Source organism: Massilia sp. S19_KUP03_FR1 (assembly GCF_036688685.1).
GTDB lineage: Bacteria > Pseudomonadota > Gammaproteobacteria > Burkholderiales > Burkholderiaceae_D > JALYUM01.
On sequence record NZ_JAQQPS010000012.1, the window covers coordinates 64,424 to 88,739 of the forward strand.

The 24,316-nt window shown below is 65.9% G+C and carries 19 protein-coding genes; 9 read left to right on the forward strand and 10 right to left on the reverse strand.

Annotation, left to right across the window (positions count from 1 at the left end; translation table 11 throughout):
* Nucleotides 1–6 precede the first annotated feature (6 nt).
* Entirely contained in the window at nucleotides 7–1,113 is a 1,107-nt protein-coding gene (locus V6M87_RS14695; protein WP_332877394.1) for an S-(hydroxymethyl)glutathione dehydrogenase/class III alcohol dehydrogenase, read from the reverse strand.
* A gap of 129 nt (nucleotides 1,114–1,242) precedes the next feature.
* Here V6M87_RS14695 and V6M87_RS14700 point away from each other — a divergent pair, with 129 nt between their 5' ends.
* The 3 genes from V6M87_RS14700 to V6M87_RS14710 all read left to right on the forward strand — a co-directional run bounded on the left by V6M87_RS14700 (nucleotide 1,243) and on the right by V6M87_RS14710 (nucleotide 5,050).
* Nucleotides 1,243–2,256 (forward strand): GlxA family transcriptional regulator, encoded by a 1,014-nt coding sequence (locus tag V6M87_RS14700; protein WP_332877395.1) that lies wholly within the window; start codon nucleotides 1,243–1,245, stop codon nucleotides 2,254–2,256.
* A gap of 361 nt (nucleotides 2,257–2,617) precedes the next feature.
* Complete coding sequence (locus V6M87_RS14705; protein WP_332877396.1) at nucleotides 2,618–3,352, forward strand: Crp/Fnr family transcriptional regulator; 735 nt, start codon at nucleotides 2,618–2,620, stop codon at nucleotides 3,350–3,352.
* Between the two features lie 96 nt (nucleotides 3,353–3,448).
* A complete protein-coding gene (locus V6M87_RS14710) occupies nucleotides 3,449–5,050 on the forward strand; it encodes a PAS domain-containing sensor histidine kinase (protein WP_332877397.1) in 1,602 nt (533 codons plus the stop codon).
* Here V6M87_RS14710 and V6M87_RS14715 read toward each other — a convergent pair.
* Nucleotides 5,047–5,745 (reverse strand): VIT1/CCC1 transporter family protein, encoded by a 699-nt coding sequence (locus V6M87_RS14715; RefSeq protein ID WP_332877398.1) that lies wholly within the window; start codon nucleotides 5,743–5,745, stop codon nucleotides 5,047–5,049. The genes V6M87_RS14710 and V6M87_RS14715 overlap by 4 nt on opposite strands.
* A 208-nt stretch (nucleotides 5,746–5,953) precedes the next feature.
* Here V6M87_RS14715 and V6M87_RS14720 point away from each other — a divergent pair, with 208 nt between their 5' ends.
* Nucleotides 5,954–7,057, forward strand: a complete 1,104-nt coding sequence (locus V6M87_RS14720; RefSeq protein WP_332877497.1) for an alkene reductase — start codon at nucleotides 5,954–5,956, stop codon at nucleotides 7,055–7,057.
* 27 nt (nucleotides 7,058–7,084) lie between these two features.
* Here V6M87_RS14720 and V6M87_RS14725 read toward each other — a convergent pair whose 3' ends face one another.
* The 3 genes from V6M87_RS14725 to V6M87_RS14735 are packed head-to-tail and all read right to left on the reverse strand — an operon-like array spanning nucleotide 7,085 to nucleotide 12,038.
* Nucleotides 7,085–8,221, reverse strand: a complete 1,137-nt coding sequence (locus V6M87_RS14725; protein WP_332877399.1) for an ABC transporter permease — start codon at nucleotides 8,219–8,221, stop codon at nucleotides 7,085–7,087.
* Nucleotides 8,221–10,974 (reverse strand): ribosome-associated ATPase/putative transporter RbbA, encoded by a 2,754-nt coding sequence (gene rbbA, locus V6M87_RS14730; protein ID WP_332877400.1) that lies wholly within the window; start codon nucleotides 10,972–10,974, stop codon nucleotides 8,221–8,223. The genes V6M87_RS14725 and rbbA overlap by 1 nt, the downstream gene beginning before the upstream one ends.
* Nucleotides 10,971–12,038, reverse strand: coding sequence for an HlyD family secretion protein (locus V6M87_RS14735; RefSeq protein ID WP_332877401.1), 1,068 nt, complete (start codon nucleotides 12,036–12,038; stop codon nucleotides 10,971–10,973). The genes rbbA and V6M87_RS14735 overlap by 4 nt, the downstream gene beginning before the upstream one ends.
* An 8-nt stretch (nucleotides 12,039–12,046) precedes the next feature.
* On the opposite strand from V6M87_RS14735, the gene V6M87_RS14740 reads away from it, so the two are divergent.
* Nucleotides 12,047–12,232 (forward strand): hypothetical protein, encoded by a 186-nt coding sequence (locus tag V6M87_RS14740; RefSeq protein WP_332877402.1) that lies wholly within the window; start codon nucleotides 12,047–12,049, stop codon nucleotides 12,230–12,232.
* A 6-nt stretch (nucleotides 12,233–12,238) separates the two neighbouring features.
* Here the strand turns inward: V6M87_RS14740 and V6M87_RS14745 are convergent, their stop codons facing one another.
* Nucleotides 12,239–13,681 (reverse strand): efflux transporter outer membrane subunit, encoded by a 1,443-nt coding sequence (locus V6M87_RS14745; protein ID WP_332877403.1) that lies wholly within the window; start codon nucleotides 13,679–13,681, stop codon nucleotides 12,239–12,241.
* A gap of 222 nt (nucleotides 13,682–13,903) precedes the next feature.
* Here V6M87_RS14745 and V6M87_RS14750 point away from each other — a divergent pair, with 222 nt between their 5' ends.
* Nucleotides 13,904–14,728 (forward strand): universal stress protein, encoded by an 825-nt coding sequence (locus V6M87_RS14750; RefSeq protein ID WP_332877404.1) that lies wholly within the window; start codon nucleotides 13,904–13,906, stop codon nucleotides 14,726–14,728.
* Nucleotides 14,729–14,735: 7 nt separating this feature from the next.
* Nucleotides 14,736–16,865 carry a copper-transporting P-type ATPase gene (locus V6M87_RS14755; protein WP_332877405.1) on the forward strand — a complete coding sequence of 710 codons (2,130 nt, stop codon included), beginning with the start codon at nucleotides 14,736–14,738 and terminating at the stop codon, nucleotides 16,863–16,865.
* On the opposite strand, the gene chrA is transcribed toward V6M87_RS14755, so the two are convergent.
* Both chrA and V6M87_RS14765 read right to left on the reverse strand, forming a co-directional pair.
* Nucleotides 16,831–18,177, reverse strand: a complete 1,347-nt coding sequence (chrA, locus tag V6M87_RS14760) for a chromate efflux transporter (protein WP_332877406.1) — start codon at nucleotides 18,175–18,177, stop codon at nucleotides 16,831–16,833. The two genes, V6M87_RS14755 and chrA, sit on opposite strands and share 35 nt — an antisense overlap.
* Nucleotides 18,178–18,231: 54 nt before the next feature.
* Nucleotides 18,232–19,266 carry a zinc-dependent alcohol dehydrogenase gene (locus V6M87_RS14765; RefSeq protein ID WP_332877407.1) on the reverse strand — a complete coding sequence of 345 codons (1,035 nt, stop codon included), beginning with the start codon at nucleotides 19,264–19,266 and terminating at the stop codon, nucleotides 18,232–18,234.
* Nucleotides 19,267–19,488: 222 nt separating this feature from the next.
* Between V6M87_RS14765 and V6M87_RS14770 the strand changes: the two genes are divergently transcribed.
* Both V6M87_RS14770 and V6M87_RS14775 read left to right on the forward strand, forming a co-directional pair.
* Nucleotides 19,489–21,009, forward strand: coding sequence for a basic amino acid/polyamine antiporter (locus V6M87_RS14770; RefSeq protein ID WP_332877408.1), 1,521 nt, complete (start codon nucleotides 19,489–19,491; stop codon nucleotides 21,007–21,009).
* Nucleotides 21,010–21,044: 35 nt separating this feature from the next.
* The gene (locus tag V6M87_RS14775) at nucleotides 21,045–22,382 is read left to right on the forward strand and encodes a DcaP family trimeric outer membrane transporter (RefSeq protein WP_332877409.1); all 1,338 of its coding nucleotides are present in this window, start codon (nucleotides 21,045–21,047) and stop codon (nucleotides 22,380–22,382) included.
* A 13-nt stretch (nucleotides 22,383–22,395) separates the two neighbouring features.
* Here V6M87_RS14775 and V6M87_RS14780 read toward each other — a convergent pair whose 3' ends face one another.
* A complete protein-coding gene (locus V6M87_RS14780; RefSeq protein ID WP_332877410.1) occupies nucleotides 22,396–23,307 on the reverse strand; it encodes a carbamate kinase in 912 nt (303 codons plus the stop codon).
* Nucleotides 23,304–24,302, reverse strand: coding sequence for an ornithine carbamoyltransferase (argF, locus tag V6M87_RS14785; protein WP_332877411.1), 999 nt, complete (start codon nucleotides 24,300–24,302; stop codon nucleotides 23,304–23,306). Before argF ends, V6M87_RS14780 begins: the two co-directional genes overlap by 4 nt.
* Between the last annotated feature and the right edge of the window lie 14 nt (nucleotides 24,303–24,316).

Genomic DNA, 24,316 nt, shown 5'->3' on the forward strand with positions numbered 1-24,316 from the left:
GCGCCTTTAATAAAGAACGACAGAGCGGATCGATTCGCCCGACTTCATCAAATCAAAACCTTCGTTGATGCGTTCGAGCGGCAGGCGGTGCGTGATCAGGTCGTCGATGTTCAATTTGCCTTCCATATACCAGTCGACAATTTTCGGCACATCGGTGCGTCCGCGCGCGCCGCCAAACGCCGAACCGCGCCATTCACGCCCGGTGACGAGTTGGAACGGCCGGGTCGAGATTTCTTCCCCAGCGGCGGCCACGCCAATGATGAACGACTTGCCCCAGCCTTTATGGGTGCATTCGAGCGCCTGGCGCATGGTGCTGGTGTTGCCGATGCACTCAAAACTGTAATCGGCGCCGCCGTCGGTGATCTGGACGATCGCATCGACCACGTTCTCGACCTGTTTCGGGTTGACGAAGTGGGTCATGCCGAATTTGCGGGCGATTTCCTGGCGCGCCGGGTTGATGTCGACCCCGATAATCTTGTCGGCGCCCACCATCTTCGCGGCCTGGATCACGTTCAGGCCGATCCCGCCCAGACCGAATACGACCACGTTGGCGCCCGCCTCGACCTTGGCCGAGAACAGCACCGCGCCCACGCCTGTGGTGACGCCGCAACCGATGTAGCAAACTGTATCGAACGGCGCATCTTCGCGGATCTTGGCGAGCGCGATCTCCGGCACCACGATGTAGTTGGAGAAAGTCGAGGTGCCCATGTAGTGGAACAGCGGTTTGCCGTCGATCGAAAAGCGACTGGTGGCGTCCGGCATCAGGCCGCGACCCTGGGTCGAGCGGATCGCCTGGCACAGATTGGTTTTTTGGGACAGGCAGAATTTGCACTGGCGGCATTCCGGGGTGTACAGCGGAATGACGTGGTCATCCTTTTTGAGCGACTTGACGCCGGGACCGACGTCGACCACGATACCGGCGCCCTCGTGCCCCAGGATGGCCGGGAAAATCCCTTCCGGGTCGGCGCCCGACAGGGTGTAGTAATCGGTATGGCAAATGCCGGTCGCTTTCAGTTCGACCAGCACTTCGCCCTCGCGTGGGCCGGCCAGGTCGACTTCTTCGACGGTCAGTGGGGCGCCGGCGCGCCAGGCAATGGCTGCTTTGGTTTTCATCGGATGGTCTTTCTTTGGTTGAAGGGAACCCGACCATTCTGCCGTTCCCTGCGCGCCCGATGGCCGGGCATGGCCATGAATGGCAGGATTTGATGCAATAATGACCGGATCTTCGCTTTCTGCTCCTGAATGACACGCGCCGCACACCTCACCACCATTAGCGCCATCACCGTCGACATCGTGGTCTATCCCGGCTTCAAGGCGATGGAAGCCATCGGCCCCATGTCCGTTTTCGAATACGCCAACCTGCACCGGCAACGGCGTGGCCAGCCTCCCGGCTACGACGTATGCGTGGCCTCGTTCAAAACCGGCCCGGTGCGCTCCGACACCCTGATGTCGCTGGACGCGAGCAAGATCATCAATACCCTGGCCCTGCCGCACACGGTGGTCGTCGTCGGCGCGCGCCATATCCAGGATGCGCTGATCGAGAGCGCCGCCATCATCGACTGGCTTGGCGCCGCCGCGCCGCGCATCCCCCGCCTGACCAGCCTGTGCTCCGGCGCCTTCTTCCTGGCGGCGGCAGGTGTCCTCGACGGCAAGCGCGCCACCACGCACTGGGGCGTGGCCGACCGGCTGCAGGCGGACTTCCCCGCGGTCGACGTCGACGCGGACGCCATTTTTGTCCGCTCGGAGAATGTCTGGACCTCGGCCGGTGTGACGGCCGGGATGGACCTGGCGCTGGCGTTAGTGGAACAGGATTACGGCCGCGAACTGGCGCTGGAAGTGGCCACCGAGATGGTGGTCTACCTGAAACGGCCGGGCGGACAGTCGCAGTTCAGCGCGCACCTGCTGAGCGAACGGACCACCAAGCCGAACATCCGCGACGTGCAAAGCTGGATCCTCGAGAACCTGCACGAGAAACTATCGGTGGCCCAGCTGGCCGCGAAAGCCATGATGAGCGAGCGCCATTTTGCGCGCGTGTTCCAGCAGGAAGCGGGCTTGAGCACCCAAGCGTTTATCGAAGCGAGCCGCCTCGAGCGCGCAACCCAGCTGCTAGCCGAGGTCGCGCTGCCGTTAAAGTCAGTGGCCGCGCGCGCCGGGTTCAGCGACGAAGCACATATGCGGCGGGTGTTTTTGAAGAAGATGGGCATCGCGCCGAAGGTTTACCGCGAGCGGTTTGCGACCACGGGCGCGCTGACCTAAGTAAAAGCAGGTAAAACCTCCCAGACTTTCATGGAAATCTCTTTCACCATCAGGGAGCCGCTGCAATATAATAGCGGAAATTTTTAAACCTTAAAAATTATCGAAGCTGCAACGATTCATTCCCCCGGCACACTGGGCTTTCCCGGGCCGCTCTTCAATATCTAGTACCGAGATCTTTCGATCTGACCAACCAAAACCTTGTTCGCTGTTTACAGTGTCGAACGCTTCATGCCTGGAACACGCTGCGTGTTTTCAGTTTCATTGAAAATAAAAACGCCAGGTGTGGATTTCGCCATTGACGATTTCCTGCATTTCCATTTTCGTTATCTTGCGGAATATTCGCATACTATTCAGATCGACAATGAAGAGACTGCATTCCAGTGGCCAGAATTATCTATTATCCGAACTCCAGACGGAGGAATTCGACCGATTGTTTCCATTTATTGAACCGATATTACTCACACGTGGCGAAATTCTTTATCAGGCCGACGCCGAAATGAACTATGCGTATTTCCCGACCACCGCCATTGTTTCGATGGATTCTACCCTGGCCGATGGCGGCACCGTCGAAATCGCGAGTGTCGGCAATGAAGGTTTACTGGGCATGCCGATTTTTCTCGGCGGTGGCATCTCGCATAACCGCACCATCGTCCGGGTAACCGGGCGGGCCTATCGCATTGCAGCGGCGCCCCTGCTCGAAGAGTTCTACCGCAAGGGCCCCTTGCTCAAATTGCTGCTGCGCTATGCGCAGTCGATGATGTCCCATCTGGGTCAGCGCGTGCTGTGCAACGGGCACCACTCTGCGGAGCAGCGCCTGTGTACCTTCATCCTGCAAATGATGGATCGGACGTTCGCGCTGGAGTTTGTCATCACCCAGGAAGAAATGGGGCGCCTGCTCGGCGTGCGGCGCGAAACGATTACCGATTCCGCCATCCGTCTGCAGGACCTGGGCCTGATCAAATATCGGCGCGGACATATGACAGTGATCAATCGATGTGGCATTGCCGCGCTCAGTTGCGAATGCTACAAGAGCATCAGCGACGAAACCGCACGACTGCTCCCCAATCGCCGCCCCCTATCACCAAAAATTACCTGAGCCGAGAAACTTTCGGATAAGCGAAAGCGCGCAAGCACACAGATCGTTGCGCCGCCTTGGCGCATGCTTGCTTGTCGAAACATCCAAGCGGGCACCATGCAACCGATCTCCACAAGAATCCGCAGTCTGATTCCCACCAACTGCGGCATCAGGGCAAAACGGCGCCAGGCGGCAACGCCACGGCGCGCCAATCTCGCCGTCGTGTCGACTTTCGCGCGAAAACTGAAGCGCTCACAGCTCGATAACATCGTCATGTCGGCCATGGACGCGATCGTCACGATCGACGAGCAGCACGGCATCATCCTGTTCAATACCGCGGCCGAACGGATGTTCGGCTACGCCGCCACCGAGGTCCTGGGCTCCCCCCTGAGCAAACTGCTGCCCCAGCGTTTTCATGCCGCCCATGGGCAGCAAATCGCCGATTTCAGCGATTCCGGCTCGGTCGCGCGGCGCATGGGCAACCTCGGTGCGGTCCCCGCCTGCCGCGCCGATGGCACGGAATTTTCCGTCGAAGTAGCCATTTCCCATTACAGCGACGGCGCCCGCGTCCATTACACGGCGATCATCCGGGATGTCACCGAGCGTACCCTGATCGTCGCCGAGTTGCGCGCCAGTGAGGAACGCGAACGCCTGCATGCACAGGAAATGAAAAATATCCTGTTCGCGATGCCGGCTGCCGTATGTATCGCGCATGACCAGACGCTGCAGGAAATCACGGAAAACGAATTATATAAAAAATGGTTTCGCGCGAATACGCCAGCGCTGCCGTTGGCGACCAATGGGCATCCGTCGCATATTGCCTTGCGTGAAGCTGCGGCCGGGCGCGAAGTACGCAATTACCAATTCTCCGATTTGAAGCCGGATGGCACGGTACGCCACCTGGTGGGGAATGCCATTACCGTGTGGGACGAGATTGGTCGCCCTCGCGGTGCCATCTGTGCATTCATTGACATTACCAGTCTGAAGATCTCGGAATCGAAACTGGTATCCGTGTCCGCCGGCAGCGCCGCCAAATCGGATTATATTACCCACATGACCCACGAATTACGCACGCCACTTGGTACCATGCTGGGCTATGCACAATTACTTGAATCGAATCGTCCGGCATTGCGGCCGGAACAATTACTCGCAATCCGGCAAATACTGAAAGCAGGCTGGCATCTGCGCGAATTAATCAACGAGGTACAGCAATTATCCACGATCGATGCGCGCGCGACCGCGATGAAACATGAACGGGTGGATCTGGCGCTGCTGCTGGACGATATGCGTGCCATGATTGCACCGCTCTTGCTGGCCAAAGGTATTTCAGCGCAATTCATCAGTCCCGGCAACATCGTTATCAATGGCAGCCTGCAGTATTGCAAACAGGTGATGCTCAATCTTTTATCGAATGCCATTAAATACAACCGCGACGGCGGCGCCATCTTTGTTTCGTGCGAACCGGACCAGGCGCAGATGGTGCGCATCGTCGTGCGCGATACCGGCGATGGCCTCGACCCGGTACAGCTCGCCAGTCTGTTTCAACCCTTTAACCGGCTGGGCCAGGAAACCGGCGTGGAAGTGGGCACGGGGGTTGGGCTGATCGTCACCAAAAGGCTGGTCGAGGCGATGGGCGGCAGCGTGGGTGTGGAAAGCCAGCGCGGCCTTGGCACCTCATTCTGGCTCCGCCTGCCGATGGCGGACGCCAACCAGGTCTAGTTCGCCCCCACCAAGGCGCCGACGCCGGCCGCCGCCGCCATCGACAAGGCGCTCCAGCACACCACGCGGAGCGCGCCGCGCAGCGGCGCAGCGCCGCCGGCGTGGGCCGCCAGCCCGCCCAGCCCAGCCAGGCAGAGCAGCGAGGTTGCCGCAATGGCTGGCTGCATGAACCGTGCTGGCGCCCACAAGATCACCAACAGCGGCAGCGACGCGCCGACCGAAAAACTCAGCGCCGAGGCCAGGGCCGCCTGTACCGGCCGCGCACGCGTCTGAGCATTGATGCCCAACTCGTCGCGCGCATGGGCGTCGAGCGCGTCATGCTGGGTCAGCGCTGCCGCCACCTGGCGGGCCAGGGCGCGATCGAGTCCGCGTGCCGCATAAATCCCCGCCAGCTCCGTCAATTCGTCGGCCGGCGCATCACGCAATTCGGCCCGCTCGGTTGCCAGTGCTGCCTGTTCGGCATCGACCTGTGATTGCACGGAGACGTATTCCCCGGCCGCCATCGACATGGCGCCACCGACCAGGCCGGCAACGCCGGCGATGAGGATGGCGCGGTGGTCCGACTGCGCCGAGGCGACACCGATGACCAGGCTGGCGGTCGAGACGATGCCGTCGTTGGCGCCCAGGACCGCGGCGCGCAGCCAGCCGATGTTGCCGGTCCGGTGTGTTTCAAGATGTTGCCGATGGCGTGCCATGCACACTCCTGTTGTTGTCTTGTCGCGCCACGCTGGCAAGCGACCTCTGTGCGCATGATGCACCAGGCACCGCCCCCCTTCCGTGTGCCTGCGCGCTTTGGGCCTGCGGCGCGGTATGCGCGCAAGCACACAGTCGGAGCAATCGGTGAGCAGTATGGTCGAACCAGGCCACTCCCGTGCCATCGCACCAATCACCGATATCGAGACCATGGATACCACCACCGACCTGTTTCTGCCCGTCCCCTTCGGCGCCTTCACCCTGCGCAACCGCATCGTCATGGCGCCGCTCACCCGCAACCGCGCCGAGGCCGACGGCGTGCCCGGCAAGTTCGCCGCCGAGTACTACCGCCAGCGCGCCACGGCCGGCCTGATCATCGCCGAAGCCGCGCAAATTTCGCCGCAGGGTAAAGGCTACGCCGGCACCCCGGGCATCCACGACCGGGCGCAAGTGAAGGGCTGGGCCTTCATTACCCAGACCGTCCACGCCGCCGGCGGGCGCATCTTCCTGCAGTTGTGGCATGTCGGGCGCATCTCGCACCCTTCGCTGCAACCGTGGGGCGACTTGCCGGTCGCGCCGTCGGCCATCCGGCCGGCTGGCCAGGCCTACACCGAAAGCGGCTTTCAGGACTTCGTCACGCCGCGCGCGCTGACCCTGGACGAGCTGCCCGGCATCGTCGAACAATACCGCAGCGCCGCCCAGCGCGCGCTGGACGCCGGTTTCGACGGCGTCGAAATCCATGCCGCCAATGGCTATCTGCTCGACCAGTTCCTGCGCGACGGCAGCAACCACCGCACCGACGCCTACGGCGGCAGCCTGGAAAACCGCAGCCGCCTGCTGCTGGAAGTGACGGCGGCCGTCGCCCGCGTCTGGGGCGGCGACCGGGTCGGCGTGCGGCTCTCGCCGGTCAGCCCGGTCAACGATATGGCCGACAGCAACCCGCAAGCCCTGTTCACCCATGTCGTCGAACAGCTGGGGCAATTCGGTTTACTTTATCTGCACATGATCGAAGGCGCGACCGGCGGCGCGCGTGTCGTCGAACACGGCTTCGACCTGCAGATCCTGCGCCGCCTGTTCCACGGACTGTATATCGGCAACAATGGCTACGACCTGGCGCTGGCCGAACGCGCGCGCGCAGCCGACGCCATCGACCTGGTGGCGTTTGGCCGCCTGTTCATCGCCAATCCCGACCTGGTGCGGCGCCTGCAGACGGGGGCGCCGCTGGCCAGCTTCGACCCGGCCACGCTGTACGGCGGCGGCAAGCATGGTTACACCGACTATCCGGCATTGGCGCCCGCCGCCAGCGTGGCCTGACGGGGGTCTTGACGCTTTCGGCCCCGTTCACGCCATCCGCGTCACGCTTTTACGAAACAGCAGCAGCGAGACCGCAAACAGCACGACCGCGATGGCGACCAGCGCGGCAAACTGCGGCCATACGACCGACCAGCCGGCGCCGCGGTACAGGATGGCCTGGCCGATGGCGACGAAATGCGTTGTCGGCGCAATTTGCATCAGGTCCTGCACCGCGCGCGGCATGCTCTCCCGCGGCGTCACGCCCCCCGAGAGCAGTTGCAAGGGCAGCAGCACCAGGATCACCAGCATGCCGAACTGCGGCATCGAACGCGCCATGGTGGCCATCAGGATGCCCATCGCGGTGGTGGCGCACAGGTGCAGCATGCAGCCGAACAAAAACAGCGTCACCGAGCCCTGGATCGGCACCTGCAGTGCGCCGCGCACGATGAAGGTCAGCGACAAGGCCGCCGCCACCAGCACCACCAGGCCCATCGCCCACACTTTCGAGAGCATGATCTCGGTCGGCGTGACCGGCATCACCAGCAAATGCTCGATGGTGCCATGTTCACGTTCGCGGATCAGGGCCGCGCCGGTGAGAATGACCGACAGCATGGTGACGTTGTTGATCACTTCCATGACGCTGCCGAACCAGGCTTGCGTGAGCGTGGGATTGAAGCGCGCCCGGCTCACCAGCGCCACCGGCTGCGCCGTGCTGCCGCGGTAGTGCTGGACGAATTCAGTGATTTCGGCAGCGGCTATCTGCTGGATGTAGCCGCTGCCGCTGAAGGCCTGACTCATGCGCGTGGCGTCGACGTTGAGCTGCAGCGCGGTGGCGCGGCCAGCGAGCACGTCGCGTTGAAAATTTGGCGGGATGTCCAGCGCAAAGGTGTAGGCGCCGCTGTCGAGGCCTGCGTCGGCCTCAACAGCGCTGATCAGCACCGGTGCGGTGAACTGCGGCGGAGAATAGGCTGCCACGATGCGCGCCGACAGCGGCGACGCATCTTCGTCGACGATGGCCAGGGCCGCCATGTGCAGCGTTTCGGGCTGCGCGGTGGCCGCGACGTAGACCGAGGCGCTGAAGGTATAGACGATCAGCAGCAGCATCATCGGGTCGCGCAGCAGGCTCCAGAGCTCCTTGATGCCGAGCCGGTAGATGGTGGACAGGCCACTCGAATGGGATGTCATCAACGCTCCTGCTTCTTGAGTAGCAAAACGCTCATGCCCAGGATGACCGGCACGGCCACCAGCAAGGCCAGGTAGTCGCCGCGCAGTTCCTGCCAGCCCAGTGCCTTGTTAAAGACGCCGCGGCTGATCGACAGCATGTGCGTGGCCGGATAAATCCTGCCAATGAACCGCCCGACGCCTTCGAGCGAATTGACCGGGTTAAGCAGCCCGGCAAACTGGATGGTCGGAATCATGGTGCCGATCAGAGTCAGGAAGATGGCGGAGATCTGGCTGCGCGTGAAGGTCGACGCCAACAGGCCAATACCGGTGGCGCACAGCACGTACAGGAACGCGGCGCCGGTCAGGCTGGCAAAGCTACCCTTCACCGGCACGCCGAACACGGTGACCGCGAACAGCGTCATGAGCAGGAAATTGAACATCGCCAGCAGGACGTACGGCGCCTGCTTTCCAATTAAAAATTCCGTGCGCGTGACCGGCGTGACATACAGGTTCAGGATCGAACCCATCTCCTTTTCACGCACCACCGACAACGCCGCCAGCATGGCGGGCAACATCAGCAGCAGCAGCGGAATCACGGCCGGCACCATGGCCGGCAGGCTTTTCACGTCCGGGTTGTAGCGGTAGCGCGTGGCAATGTCGACCGCGGCGGCGGGCACACCACCGAGGCGCGTGCGGGCCTGCTCGGCCAGCCACTGCTGGTGCATGCCCAGCACATAGCCCTGGGCCGTTTCGCCGCGCTGCGGCATCGACCCGTCAACCCAGGCCGCCACGCTGACCGGATCGCCGCGGGCGGCGCGGCGCGCAAAGCCGGGAGGGATTTCCAGCGCCAGGGCCAGCTCGCCGCTGCGCATGCGCTTGTCCAGCTCTGCGTAGTCGGCCAACGGCGGTCGCTCGATGAAGTAACGCGAGCCGGACAGGTTCAGGGCATAGTTGCGCGACAGGCCGGTCTGGTCACGGTCGAGCACAGCAAAGTTGAGGTTTTCCACGTCCAGGCTGATGCCGTAGCCGATCACGAACAGCAGCAACAGCGAGCCACCCAGGGCCAGAGTGGCGCGCACCGGATCGTGGCGCAGTTCGAGCGCCTCGCGCCACATATAGCTCAGGGCACGGTTCAAGCTGAACCAGTGCCGGCGCGGCGCCGCCACAGGCACCACCGGCGCTGGCGGCGCTGGCGGCGCTGCCGTTACCGGGACCGCATCGGCAGTACCGGCGCCCGCCTCCACCAGATAGCTGATGAAGGCCTGCTCCAGCGTGGCCACGCCGCGCGCGGGGGCCAACGCGCCCGGCGGCGCGGTCACCAGCACGCGCCCGGCGTGCATCAGCGAGATACGGTCGCAGCGCGCCGCCTCGTTCATGAAGTGGGTGGAAATGAAAATCGTCACGCCATCGCGCCGGGCCAGCTCGATCATCAGCCGCCAGAAATTGTCGCGCGCGATCGGGTCGACGCCGGAGGTCGGTTCGTCCAGGATCAGCAGTTGCGGGCTGTGCACCACGGCCACGGCCAGCGACAGGCGCTGGCGCACACCGAGCGGCAGAGCCTCGGGCAAGGCGTCCAGCACCCCTGCCAGGTCGAAGCGTGCGGCCAGCGCGGCGATCCTGGCGTCGATACCGGCCGGGTCCATCTGGAACAGGCGCGCATGCAATACCAGGTTCTGGTGCACGGTCAGTTCGGTGTAGAGCGAGAAGGCCTGCGACATGTAGCCGATCTGGCGGCGCGACGCCATGTCGCGCGCATCGACCTGTTTACCGAACAGGAGCGCCACGCCGGCGCTGGCCGGCAACAGGCCGGTGAGCATTTTCATGGTGGTCGATTTGCCGCAGCCGTTCGAGCCGAGAAAGCCGAAGATCTCGCCGCGCCGGATCTGGAAACTGACATTGTCGACCGCCGTAAAATCGCCGAAGCGCTTCGACAGACCGCGCGCTTCGATGGCCAGGCCGGCGCTGCGTTCGGCATCCGTTTCCGGCGCCAGCGGTGTGATCACGACCGGCTGGTGGCCGCGCCGGCTCGCTTCCGGCAACAGCGCGATGAAGGCTTCTTCGAGTGTGGCGCTGGCGCTGGCCGCCTGCAACGCCGCCGGCGCGCCGCTGGCCAGCACGCGACCGGCGTCCATCGCCACCAGCAGGTCGAAGCGCTCGGCTTCGTCCATGTAGGCGGTGGCCACCAGCACGCTCATGCCGGGCCGGCCTGCGCGGATCGATGCGATCAGGTCCCAGAACTGGGCGCGTGCCAGCGGGTCGACGCCGGTGGTCGGCTCGTCGAGAATCAACAGGTCTGGATCGTGGATCAGGGCGCAGCACAGGCCCAGCTTCTGCTTCATGCCGCCCGACAGCTTACCGGCCGGGCGGTCCAGGAACGGCCGCAGGCCGGTGCTGCCGGTGAGCGTATCGATGCGGCGCCGGCGCTCCGCCGTGCCGTGGCCGAACAGGCGCGCAAAGAACTGCAGGTTCTCTTCCACCGACAGCGTCGGGTACAAGTTCTTGCCCAGTCCCTGCGGCATGTAGGCGATGCGCGGGCAGACCGCATCGCGGTGCGCCTTGCTGGCCATGTCGCCGCCAAGCACCGTGACGGTGCCCTGCTGCACCGCGCGCGAGCCGGCCACCAGCGCCATCAGGCTCGATTTGCCGACACCGTCGGGGCCGATCAGGCCGACCATGCAACCGCCCGGCAGGTCCAGATCGATGCCGTCCAGCGCCAGCGCTTTGCCGTAATGCAGGCTGACGCCGGCCAGCCGGATCACCGGCGCGGTGCTCATTGCGGCACCTTCAGCACCAGCTCGGGCGGCCAGGGCTGGGCCGCGTCGAGACGTACCCAGGCCACGCCCGGCAAGCCGGTTTTCACCTGGCGCATGTGCTTCAACAACAGGTCGCGGCCGAGCTGCGCCTTGACCCGGAACATCAGCTTTTGGCGCTCGCTGGCTGTTTCCACGGTCTTCGGCGTGAACTGCGCCGTGCTGGCGACAAACGACACCGTGGCCGGGAATACATAGCCGGGTGCCGCATCGAGCACCAGGTGCACCTCGCTGCCCAGGGCCACCTTGCCGACCGCCGTTTCGGGCAGGAAGAAGGTCAGGTAGACATCGCTGACATCGACCAGGTTGAGCACCTTGCCGCCAGCGGCCAGCACTTCGCCCGGCTCGGCCACGCGGTATTGCACGCGCCCGGCGCTGGGTGCGCGCAAGGCGCTGTCGACCAGGTCGGCTTCGACGCGCGCAGTGGTGGCCAGCGCGGCCTGCACGGCCGAACGGGCGCCGACCACCTGCGCGCGCGCCGCCGCGATGGCCGCGCTGGCAGCGCCCACCTGGGCGCGGGCTGCGGCCAGCGCCGCTTCGGCGCCATGCACTTTGGCCCGGTCGTCGTCCAGTTCCTGCACCGAGGACGCGCCTTCGCGCGCCAGTGTCGCGGTGCGCGCCAGGCGCCGCCGCGCCGCATCGAGGTCGCTCTCGCGCTGGGTGACCACGGCGCCGGCCGCAATCAGATCGCTCTCGCGCATGGCCACCTGCGCCTGCATGCCGGCGACATTGTCGCTGGCCTGCTGCTGGTGCGCGCGCGCCTCGTCGCGCTGGGCCAGCAGCGTATCGTCGCGCATGGTCGCTAGTACCTGGCCGGCCTTGACGAAGTCGCCCTCGCGAACGACGATCGATTCTACCCGGCCCGGCAGTTTGGTGGCGACGTCGATCTCGGTTGCTTCGATGCGCCCGTTGCCGCTGGCGAAACCGGGACCCGGGCCGCTTGGGCGCAGCACATACCAGGTGCCGAGGCCGATGGCGAGCGCCAGCAGCACCAGTGCGGCGATGATGATTTTGGACTTCCAGCGCACCCAGAACGATGGTGGTGCGGGTGCGGGTGCGGGTGCAGCTGCAGGTACGGCTGCGGATGCAGGTGCAGGTACGGATGCGGGTGCGGGTGCAGGTACGGCTGCGGGTGCAGGTGCAGGTGCAGGTGCAGGTGCAGGTGCAGGTGCAGAGGCTGGAGCCGTTGCGGGTGCGGGTACTGGCTGCGGTGTCGTTTTAGTGTCGGTCATGGTGTCTGTGGTGAAGCGTTGGAGGTGGTGAGCGGGGTGGCAAAGCTGCCGCCGCCGAGCGCGGCGTAGAGCGCAACCTGGCTTGACAGCAGCAGGCGGCGGGTTTGCACCAGTTGCTGCTCGGCCGCCAGCAGGTCGCGCTGGGCATCGAGGACCTCGAAGTAGGCCGTGGCGCCGTTCTCGTAACGCAGTGTGGCAAGGTAGGCGCGGCGGCGCTGTGCCGCCACGTTTGCCTGCACTGCATCGACCTGGCGCGCCAGCCAGCGGCCCGATGCGAGCGCGTCGCTTACTTCGCGAAACGCGGTCTGCACCGCCCGGTCGTAACTGACCACGGCCAGCTCGCGCCGCACGTCGGCCAGCGCCAGGCTGGCGCGATTGCGCCCGCCGTCGAGCAGCGGCAGCGCCACCGCCGGCGCGAAGGTCCAGGCCCGGCTGCCAGACTTGAATAGTCCCTCGAGGGCCGCGCTGGCCGTGCCAGCGCCGGCCGTCAGGCTGATGCGCGGGTAAAACGCAGCGCGAGCGGCGTCGACATCGGCACGCGCGGCGCGCAGCTGGTGCTCGGCCGCGGCGATGTCCGGACGGGTTGCCAGCAGCGCCGACGGCAAGCCGGCGCCGAGCGGCGCCAGCACCAGGCTGTCGTCATACGGCGCGGCGGCCGCCAGCTGGTTGGCGGACGCGCCGGTCAGCTGCACCAGCGCGTGCGCCTGCAGTGCGCGCGCCTGTTCCAGCTGGGCGGCGAGCGCCTCGGCCTGGGTCAGCAAGGTGCCAACCTGGAGCACGTCGAGCTGGGCGATGGCCCCCACTTCATAGCGGCGCTGGAAAATCCGGTACGAGGCGGCGCGGCTGGCGATGGTGCTGCGCGCCAGCGCCAGACGTTCGTCCAGCTCGCGCAGCTGGAGATAACCGTCAGCCACCTGGGTGATCAGGGCGAGGCTGACGGCGCGCCGTGCGGCGTCGCTGGCCAGCCAGCTTTCCAGCGCGGACGCCTTCAGGCTGCGCACCCGGCCCCACAGGTCGAGTTCCCAGGCATTCATCTGCAGCGCCACCTGGTAGTCGCGCGACACTAGCGGCTGCCCGGTCACGCTCAGGTCGGCGGGGACGCGACTGACCGTGCCTCCGGCGCCCAGCCCGATGGTGGGAAACTGCTGCGCGCTGGTGATACCGAAGGCGGCGCGCGCCTCGTCCACCCGCAGCAAGGCCGTGCGCAGGTCGGTGTTGTGCAGCAGTGCCTGCTGGATCAGCGCGCGCAGGCCGGGGGCGACGTAATAGTCTTGCCAGCCGACGCTGGCGGCAGCCGGCCCGGCGTTTGCCGAGGCGTCGTCCGGCCAGGCGGCCGGCGCTTGGGCGGGCATGCGGGCGCCGCCCTGGTCCAGCGGGGCGCAGCCAGCCAGGAAGGCGGCCAGCGCAAGGATGCGTGCGGCGCGGTGAAGATGAAGCATGGAAGGTCTCTCTGATGCGCCGGGTTCGCAAGGCATCGGTTCTGTTCAGGGACGGTCCAACAATTATTGGAGAGCCGGATCAATCAGGTAATTGATATAAATCAAGTACAAGCCACCCCACCTTAGCAGCGCGGGGCGCCGTTCTATGCGTGGATCCACACAGAAGCGCGCGCCGATGCGGCGCAGGCTGTGTACTTTCCATCCAACCCTCCGGAGACATACGTGAGCTACAAGACCATCCTGGTACACCTGCAATTAGGCCACCCGCATGCGGCATTGCTGCACCTGGCGGCCAGGCTGGCCGACCGCTTCGACGCACGCCTGGTCGGCGCTGCTGCCTGCCAGCCCCTGCAGGCATTGATCGCCGAGGGCTGCGTCAACGGCATCCTGATCGAGGATGAACTGGACGAATTGCGGCGCGAGATGGCCGTGGCCGAACGCGCCTTTCACGCGGCCCTGGGTGAGCGCCCGGCCGGGGTCTCGTGGCAGGCCAGCAGCAATTGCATCTCGATTGCCGATCACGTCGCGCAAGTGGCGCGCGGGGCCGACCTGATCCTCACCGATGCGGCGCCGGGCGGCATGTTCGATACCCAGCGCCACATGCAGATGTCGGAACTGCTGATGCGCGCCGGGCGCCCGGTGCTGATCGCGCCCGCACCGGCCGGCCCGCTGCTGTTTGCGCACGCGCTGGTGGCCTGGGACGACAGCCGCGAATGCCGCCGCGCCGTTACCGATGCGCTGCCCATGCTGCGCGATGCCGAGCGCGTCAGCGTGGTGCAAGTCGCGCAAAGCGACAACCATGCGGGGGTGTTCGCGCAACTGCAGGACGTGGTGGCCTGGCTGCGCTCGCACGGCGTGGGCGCCCAGGCGCTGTTGCTGCCGGCGGCCGGCGGCCCGCCCCTGCTGGGAGAAATCGCGCTCGACCATGCGTGCGACCTGATCGTGGCCGGCGCGTATGGCCACAGCCGCCTGCGCGAATGGGCGCTCGGCGGCGTCACGCGCGCACTGGTCGCGCAGCAGCAGATTGCCGTCATGCTGTCGCACTGAGCCGGCCATGCAAGCGCGCGAACCCATCTACACCTGCCCCATGCATCCGCAGGTGCGCCTGCCCGCCCCCGGCAGCTGTCCCCTGTGCGGCATGGCGCTCGAACCTGTCATGCCGGTTGCGGACGATGCCGCGAACCCGGAACTGGCCGGCTTCGAACGCCGTTTTTACTGGACCTTGCCGTGCACGGTGCTGGTGTTCGCCCTGGCGATGTTCGGCCACGTGCCACACCAGGCCTGGCTCGAAGGGGCCTTGAGCGCACCCGTGGTCTTGTGGGGCGGCTGGCCGCTGCTCACGCGATGGGCGCAGTCGCTGGCCACGCGGCGCCCGAACATGTGGACGCTGACCGGCACCGGCATCCTGGCCGCGTTTGGCTACAGCGTGGCGGCGACCGTCGCGCCACAGTGGTTTCCGGCGGCGTTCCGCCATGACGGCAGTGTCGCCGTCTACTTCGAGTCGGCCGCGATGATCGTGTCGCTGACGCTGATGGGCCAGTTGCTGGAATTGCGCGCCCGGGCGCATACCTCGGGCGCACTGCGCGCCCTGATGGACCTGGCGCCCAAAACCGCGCGCCGGGTAGGCCCCGACGGCAGCGAAGAAGAGATCCCGCTCGCCAGCGTGGCCGTGGGCGACCAGCTGCGCGTGCGGCCCGGCGCCAGCATCCCGGTCGACGGCGTGGTGGCAACGGGCGAAAGCAGCGTCGACGAAGCGATGCTCACCGGGGAAGCCCTGCCAGCGACCAAGCGCCCTGGCGACCGCCTGATCGGCGCCACCATCAATGGCGGCGGTAGTCTGCTGATGCGGGCCGAAAAGATCGGCACCGACACCGTGCTGGCGCAGATCGTGCAGCTGGTCGGCCAGGCGCAGCGCTCGCGCGCGCCAATGCAGCGCCTGGCCGACCGGGTCGCCGCATGGTTCGTGCTGGCGGTGGTAGCGATTGCCCTGTCGACCTTCATCGTGTGGGGGCTGGTGGGCCCCGAGCCGGGCTGGCTGTACGGCTTGCTCAATGGTGTGGCGGTGCTGATCATCGCCTGTCCCTGCGCGCTGGGCCTGGCCACGCCCATGTCGATCATGAGCGCGACCGGGCGCGCGGCAACCCTGGGTGTCCTGTTCCACGACGCGGCCGCCATCGAAGCGCTCGCCAAGGTCGATACACTCATCATCGACAAGACCGGCACGCTCACCAAGGGCAAGCCGGCTTTCCTTGGCCAGACGGCGGCACCCGGTTTCAGCGAGGATGGGGTGCTGCAGCTCGCCGCCAGCATCGACCAGGGCAGCGAGCACCCGTTCGCGCAGGCGATCGTCAGCGAGGCGCGGCGGCGCAAGTTGACCCTGACCGTGCCCGCATCCTTCGAATCGGCCAGTGGCGTCGGCGTGCGCGGCCTGGTCGACGGCAAGCGCATCGCATTCGGCAGCACGGCCCTGATGGAGCGGGATGGCGTCGCGTGGAAAAGCATGAACGGCGCCGCCGACGCCTTGCGCACGCAGGGTGCCAGCGTCATCTACCTGGCCTCGGACGGCAAACTGGCCGGGCTGATCGCCTTGGCCGATCCACTCAAACCGTGCACCGGCGCCGCGCTGGAAGGCCTGCGCAGCGGCGGCCTGGGCATCATCATGGCCACCGGCGACGGGGTCGCCACGGCGCGCGCGGTCGCCGCCAAACTAGGCATCGACAACTACCACGGCGCCTGCACGCCGGCCGACAAACTGGCGCTGGTCGAAGCACTGCAGCACCAGGGCAAGGTGGTGGCCATGGCCGGCGACGGCATCAACGACGCGCCCGCACTGGCCAGGGCCGACGTCGGCATCGCGATGGGCAGCGGCACCGACATCGCGATCGCCAGCGCCCATGTCACGCTGGTCAATGGCGATTTGCGCGGCATCGTGCGCGCGCGCGTGATTGCCGCCGCCACGGTACGCAATATGCGCCAGAACCTGGGTTTCGCCCTGGTCTACAACGCGCTCGGCATTCCCCTGGCCGCAGGCGTGCTGTACCCGTTCACCGGCCAGCTGCTCTCGCCGATGCTGGCGGCGCTGGCGATGAGCCTCAGTTCCGTTTCGGTGATTGCCAACGCACTGCGCCTGCGCCGGGTGCAGGCGCCACTCAAACGGCAAGGGACTGCACGGCCAGGCCGATGAGCGCGCAGGCCGCAATCACGTGCATGACGTTGCGCTTGAAACGAAACAGGGCCACGGCAGCACAGACCGCGATTGCGGCGGCGACCCCGTCGACGGTACCCCCGAAACCCGTCGGCCAGACCAGGTGATAGCCAAAAAACAAGGCCAGGTTGAGGATGACGCCGACCACGGCGGCGGTGATCGCCGCCAGTGGCGCGGTGTACGCCATGTCGCCATGGGTTGCCTCCACCAGCGGCCCGCCCGCAAAGATAAACAGGAACGATGGCAGGAAGGTGAACCAGGTCACCAGCGCGGCGGCTACGGCGCCCGCCAGGAACAGGGAATCGGGCCCGAACACGGCCTTCAGGTAGCCGCCGACAAACCCCACGAAAGCCACCACCATGATCAAAGGGCCAGGCGTGGTTTCGCCCAGCGCCAGGCCGTCCATCATCTGGCCGGCACTGAGCCAGCCGTAGTGCGCCACGGCGCCCTGGTAGACATACGGCAGCACGGCATACGCGCCGCCGAAGGTCAGCATGGCCGCCTTGGTGAAGAACCAGCTCATTTGGCTCAAGGTGTGGTGCCAGCCGAATGCCGCGACCAGTGCGGCCATCGGCAAGGCCCACAGCAGCGCGCCGGCCAGCACCACGCGCGCCAGCCGGGTCCAGCAAAAAGTGGCGTGTGCCGGCGTGGGTGTATCGTCGTCGATCAGCGCCGGGCCGAACGATGCGGTGGCGCCGCGCTGGCCCGCACCGGCCGCGAATTTGTGCGGCGCGACGCGCGCGCCGATCAAGCCGATCGCCGCCGCTGCGGCGACGATGGCGGGAAACGGGACGTGCAGCGCCAGCGTGGCCAGAAATGACGCCACGGCGACGCCCCACAGCCAGTCGTTTTTGAGCGCGCGCGTGCCGATGCGGTGCGCCGCTTGCAGGACGATGGCGGTGACGGCGGGCTTGATGCCGTAAAACAGGCCGGCCACCAGCGCAGTCTGTCCGAACACCAGATACACCCAAGCCAGCGCGACCAGAAGCACCAGCGAGGGCAGCACGAACAGCGCACCGGCGGCGATGCCGCCGCGGGTGCCGTGCATCATCCAGCCGATATACGTCGCCAGTTGTTGCGCCTCGGGGCCAGGCAGCAGCATGCAGTAATTGAGCGCATGCAGGAAGCGCCGCTCCGACAGCCAGCGCCGGTTCTCGACCAGTTCCTGGTGCATGATCGCAATCTGGCCGGCCGGCCCGCCGAAGCTGATGCAACCAAGCTTGAACCAGAAAGCGAATGCCTGCCAAAAACTGACCGGCGCGGGCGGCATTCTCGGGCGTTCGATGGGCATCGGTTCAGCGGGAGGGATGAATGAGCCCGCATTTTACGCCGCCGCCGGCCTGGTTCAGGCGGCGCTGAAATCGAGCACCACGCGCGACGGCACGTCGCCGCTTTTCAGGCGCGCAAACACGCTGTTGATGTCGGCCAGGCGCTGCAACTCGATGTCGGCCTTGACCTTGCCGTCGACGGCGAAGGCCAGCGCTTCGGCCATGTCGAGGCGCCCGCCGACGAACGAGCCGCGGATGGTGATGCAATTGGCGACGACGTCGAACAGCGGCGTCGGAAATTCACCGGCCGGCAAGCCCACCAGCACGCAGGTGCCGAACTTGCGCGTCATGCCCACGCCCTGGCGGAACGCCGGCAGCGACGGCGCCGTGATCAGGACCCCGTGCGCCCCGCCGCCGGTGACCTTGCGCACCAGCTCGACTGCGTTGCCCATGCGCGCGTCGACCGTGGCGTCGGCGCCCAGCCGCGTGGCATGCGCCAGCTTACGCTCGTCGATGTCGACCGCGCAGACATGCAGCCCCATCGCCTTGGCGTACTGCACCGCCAGGTGACCCAGGCCGCCGATGCCGGAAATGACGATCCACTGGCCGGGGCGCGCCCCGGTTTCCTTGATGCCCTTGTAGGAGGTAATGCCGGCGCAGATGAGCGGCGCGGCGGCGCGCGCGTCCAGCGTGGCCGGGATGTGGGCCACGTAGTTCGGATCGGCCAGGATGAAATCGGCAAAGCCGCCATTCCTGGTGAAGCCGCCGAACTGCGCATCGGGACAAACCGGCTCATGCCCGGCGAGGCAGTATTCGCAGTGGCCGCAAGCCGAATACAGCCACGGCACGCCGACCCGGTCGCCCTCCTTCACCGCCGTCACGCCGGCGCCCATGGCGACGACGATGCCGATGCCCTCGTGGCCCGGAATGAACGGCAGCTTGGGCTTTAACGGCCAGTCGCCGCTGGCCGCGTGCAGGTCGGTGTGGCAGACGCCGCACGCTTCGGTTTTTACCAGGATCTGGCCCGGCACCGGCTGGGGCACCGGCACGTCCCGGATCACCAGGGGTTGTCCAAATTGTTCAACAAATGCTGCCTGCATGGTCGGTGTCATGAATTGCTCCTCGTGTGGAACTGGATCCGGCACCGCCTGTGGCGGGCCGGGCTGGATGACACAGTCTGGGCGCAGCCAGGCGCCGCTTGTGCGTGGCTGCGCGCTTAACGCCCGACCTGGTGTCCCTAAGCGCGCAGGCACACAGAGCCAGCGCGGGCGCTGCCGCATGCTGGGCGCCAGGATCAAAAAACCGCCCTACACCGGCATCCACCAAGGATCACCATGCAAGACACCAGCATTCCCGCCCCGGCGGCGCCAGCACCAGCCTCCGCCAGTGCAGCCAAACCGGCCAGTCCACCGATAGGCCTCTTGCCCATGACCTTGCTGGTGGTCGGCGCCATGGTCGGCGGCGGCATTTTCAATTTGCCGCAAAACATGGCGCAACATGCCCAACTGGGCGCCATCCTGCTGGGCTGGCTCATCTCCGGCGTCGGCATCTTCACGCTGGCGCGCACGTTTCAGGCGCTCGCCGACGTGCAGCCAGCCCTAAAATCCGGCATTTATATGTACGCGCGCCAGGGCTTTGGCAAGTACGCCGGCTTCCAGATCGCGTGGGGCTACTGGCTGTCGTCGGCGTTCGGCAATGTCGGCTTTGCGGTGCTGTTGATGGCCACCCTGAACTACTTCTTTCCGCCCTTTTTTATAGGCGGGAACACCCTGCCTGCCATCGTGCTCGGCTCGCTCCTGTGCTGGCTCATGAATGGACTGGTGCTGCGTGGCGTGAAGAGCACGGCCAGCCTGAACGTCATCGGCACCATCGCCAAATTCGTGCCGATCGCTGTCTTCATCGTGGTGGTCGCCTTCTCGGCCCAGGCCGGCCTGTTTACCACCGACTTCTGGGGCCGCCTGAGCGGTAACCTGGCCGGCGGCGTGGCGCTGGGCAGCGTGCTGGCCCAGGTCAAGAGCACCATGCTGGTGACGCTGTGGGTGTTCATCGGTATCGAGGGCGCGGTGGTGATGTCCGACAACGCCGACACGAGGACCGTCAGCCGCGCCACCCTGCTCGGCTTCCTCGTCACCGTGCTGCTGTACGTACTGGTTTCGGTGCTGCCGTTTGGCGTCATGTCGCAGGCGCAGCTGGGCGGTCTCGCGCCGCCGTCGCTGGCGGCCATCCTCGGCAAGCTGGTCGGCAAATGGGGCGAGTACCTGGTCAATGGCGGTGTGCTGATCTCGGTGCTGTCGTCGTGGCTGGTCTGGACCATGCTGCTGGCCCAGCTGCCCTGGGCCGCCGCCAAAGACGGCACCTTTCCCAAGGCCTTCGCCCGCACCAGCAAGACCGGCGCGGCGTCGTTCTCCTTGTGGGTGTCCACCAGCGTGATGCAGGCGATCATGATCATGGTCTACTTTTCGGACAACGCCTGGAACGTGATGCTGTCGATTACCGGCGTGATGATCCTGCCAGCGTATATCGGTTCGACCGGTTTCCTGTGGAAGCTGGTGGCCACCGGCGCCTATCCCGCCGATGCGCAGATCGGCAAGACCGAGGCCCTGGTTTGCAGCGTGCTCGGCACCATCTACGGCCTCTGGCTGGTTTATGCCGCCGGGCTCCAGTACATGGTCGCTGGCGCCATCTTCTTCGCGCTGGGCAATATCGTCTTCATCATTGCGCGCAAGGAGCAGGCGCCCGGCACGACCATCTTCACGCGCACCGAGCTGGGCGTCGCCGTGGTCGTCAGCGCACTCGGCGTCGTGGCGCTCTGGATGCTGTTCACCGACCGCCTGACGCAGGTTTTTTCACTCTGAACTTCCATACCAACTTGAAACAGGGACATCCTCTTATGCCACACCATCCTGTCCTGACTGCCCTCGCCCTGGCGCTGGGCTTGTCCGGCCTGCCCGCCCACGCCCAGAGCGATGCAGAACTACGCACCGAACTGCGCCAGTTGCGCGCCGATCTCCAGCAAATGCACGCCGAACTGGCGGCGCTCAAGGCCGACCGCACGGTCGCGCCAGCGCCGCTGGCCATGCCGCTGGTCGCCCCGGCCGCAGCGCTCTTCACGGCGCAGGACATCGGCGCCCCCGATCCACGCATCAAGCCCCGCTATACGGGAGAGGACGCGGTGCCCGAGAGCGCCATTCCCGGCGGGATGGTGGTGCCTGGCACGCAAACCTCGATCCACCTGTACGGCTACGCCGAAACCGACGCCGTGCACGACTGGCGCCAGTCGAGCAGCCCCGATATCTTTACCGACCTGGCGTATCAGCCCTTGAACGGCGCCGGCGGCCCGCGCGGGCGCACCCAATTTACCTCCGAAACCTCGCGCATCGGCTTTGCCAGTTCCACGCCGACGGCGGCGGGCCCGTTCAGGACCACGGTGGAGGCCGACTTTTATTCCTACGGCGCCGACAACCGCAAGCTGATCCGGCTGCGCCATGCCTACGGCGAATACGGCGGCTGGCTGATCGGGCAAACCTGGTCAACCTTCATGGACGTCGACAACCTGCCCGAAACGATTGACTTTAACGGCCCGGTGGGCGCACCGTTCTCGCGCCGCACCCAAGCCCGCTACGCGTTTGGCGACGCGAAAACCGGCGTGCGCGTGACGCTGGCAGTCGAAGAACCGGCCGACCAGGCCGGCGGCCCCAGCGCCAACGAACGGCTGCCGCAACTGGTCGCGCGCTTCGACCATACCTTCGCGCGCGGCAGCCTCAACCTGCGCCTGCTGACCCACGAAAAACGCTCGCCCGCCGAGACCCGGCGCGGTTATGGCATTGCGCTCGGCGCCAGTTACAAGGCCAGTGCACAAGACCTGTTCACGGCCCAGTTCACCCGCGTCGACGGCGATATCGACCAGCTGTATGGCTCGAACGGCTACGCCATTGCGACTGACACCGGGGCCATCACCTTCGACCGCAACCTGGGCCTGGTGCTCGGCTACGCGCACTTTTTCAACGACAAGCTGCGCGCCAACGCGTCGTTCGGCTACAACCATGGCAAAAGTGCCCAGGCGGCCAACAACCGCGCCTTGCAGGAGACGTTTTTCAACCTGATTTATTCGCCGATCAAGAACATCGACCTCGGTGGCGAGTGGGTGTATGGCGAACGCAAGACCTTCGATGGTCAGACCGGGACACTCTCGCGTCTCGGCCTGATGGCCCGCTACAGCTTTTACTAGCGTACCTAGAACGTCAGTCGGGACCGACCTCGGTCCCGGCCTCGCCGGCAAGCATGGCCTCGATCTGGCCAATCGCCCCGATCACGGCGCGCCGGCCGGTGCGTTCGACGAAGTCGCAGGCGGCCAGCACCTTCGGCCCCATCGAGCCATTGGCGAAGCTGTATTGCGCCAGCTGGCGCGGCGTGGTCTTGCGCAGGGGCCGCTGCTGCGCGCTGCCCCAGTCAAGAAACACCGATGCCACGTCGGTGGCGACGACGAAACAATCGACTTCCAGCGCACGCGCCAGCAGCGCGCTGCAAAAATCCTTGTCGATCACAGCATCGACGCCGAGCAGGCTGTTGGTGGCTTTGTCGCGCGCCACCGGAATGCCGCCACCGCCGGCCGCAATCACCAGCGTGCCATGCGCGAGCAGGTGGCCAATCGCATCGAGACCCAGCACGCGCAATGGCTGCGGCGACGCCACCATGCGCCGCATGCCGGCGCCGTCCGGCCCCATGGCCCAATGATAGGCCGCAGCAATGCGCCCGGCCTCGGCCGCGCTGTACACCGGCCCCACCGGTTTGCTCGGGTGCGTAAAGGCCGGGTCGTCGCGGTCGACCTCGACCCGGGTCAGCAAGGTGGCGATCGTGCGCGTAGCAGGCAGCAGGTTGCCCAGCGCCTGCTCGAGCAGATAGCCAATCATGCCGTCGGTCTGCGCCCCGATCACGTCGAGCGGATACACCGCATGTTCGTCGTAGGCCATCTCCTGCAGCGCCAGCAAGCCCACCTGCGGGCCGTTGCCGTGGGTGACCACCAGCTGGTGGTCGCTTGCCACCTGCGCCAGCTGGGCCGCCGCCACGCCGATATTGGCCAGCTGGTTTTCCAGGCTCAGCGCCTGCCCGCGGCGCAGCAAGGCATTTCCGCCGAGTGCCACGAGCAGCTTCATGCGAGGGTCGCCACCAGCACCGCCTTGATCGTGTGCATGCGGTTCTCCGCCTGGCTGAACACGATCGACGCATCCGACTCGAACACCGCATCGGTCACCTCGACCTCGGTCAGGCCGAACTGTTCGTGAATCTGGCGGCCGATCTCGGTATCGAGGTTGTGGTAGGCCGGCAGGCAATGCATGAAGCGCGCGCGCGGCTTGCCGGTGGCCTGCATCAGCGCCGTCGTTACCTGGTACGGCAGCAGCTGGTCGATGCGCGCCTTCCATACATCCTGCGCTTCGCCCATCGACACCCACACATCGGTGTAGAGGAAATCGGCGCCGGCCACCGCCTTGATCGGGTCGGTTTCCAGCGTGATGCGCGCGCCGGTGGTGCGCGCGATCTCGCGCAGTTGCGCCACCAGTTCGGCCGGCGGCTGCAGCGCGGCGGGCGCCGCGATGCGCACATCCATGCCCATCTTGACGCCCCCGATCAACAGCGAACAGCCCATATTGAAGCGGGCGTCGCCCAGGTAGCAAAAGGCCAGTTCATGCAGGGGGCGCTCGCCGAACTCGCGCATCGTCATCAGGTCGGCCAGGATCTGGGTCGGGTGCGATTCGTCGGTCAGACCATTCCAGACCGGGGTGTGGGAAAAGCTGGCCAGCTCCTCGACCACGCTCTGGTGGTAGCCGCGGTATTCGATGCCGTCGAACAGGCGCCCGAGCACGCGCGCGGTATCCTTGAGCGACTCGGTGCGCCCGATGTGCGAGCTGCCGGCGTCGATATAGGTGACGTGGCCGCCCTGGTCGTGCATCGCCACTTCGAAGGCGCAGCGGGTGCGCGTGGAGGCTTTTTCAAAAATCAGCGCGATATTTTTGCCTTGCAGGCGCGGCTGCTCGGTGCCGGCGTATTTGGCGCGTTTCAGTTCGCTGGCCAGGTCGAGCAGAAAGCTGATGTCGCGCGGTGCGTAGTCCATCAGCGTGAGCAGGCTTCGGTTGTGCAGGTTGTAGCTCATGGGGTCAATTCCTT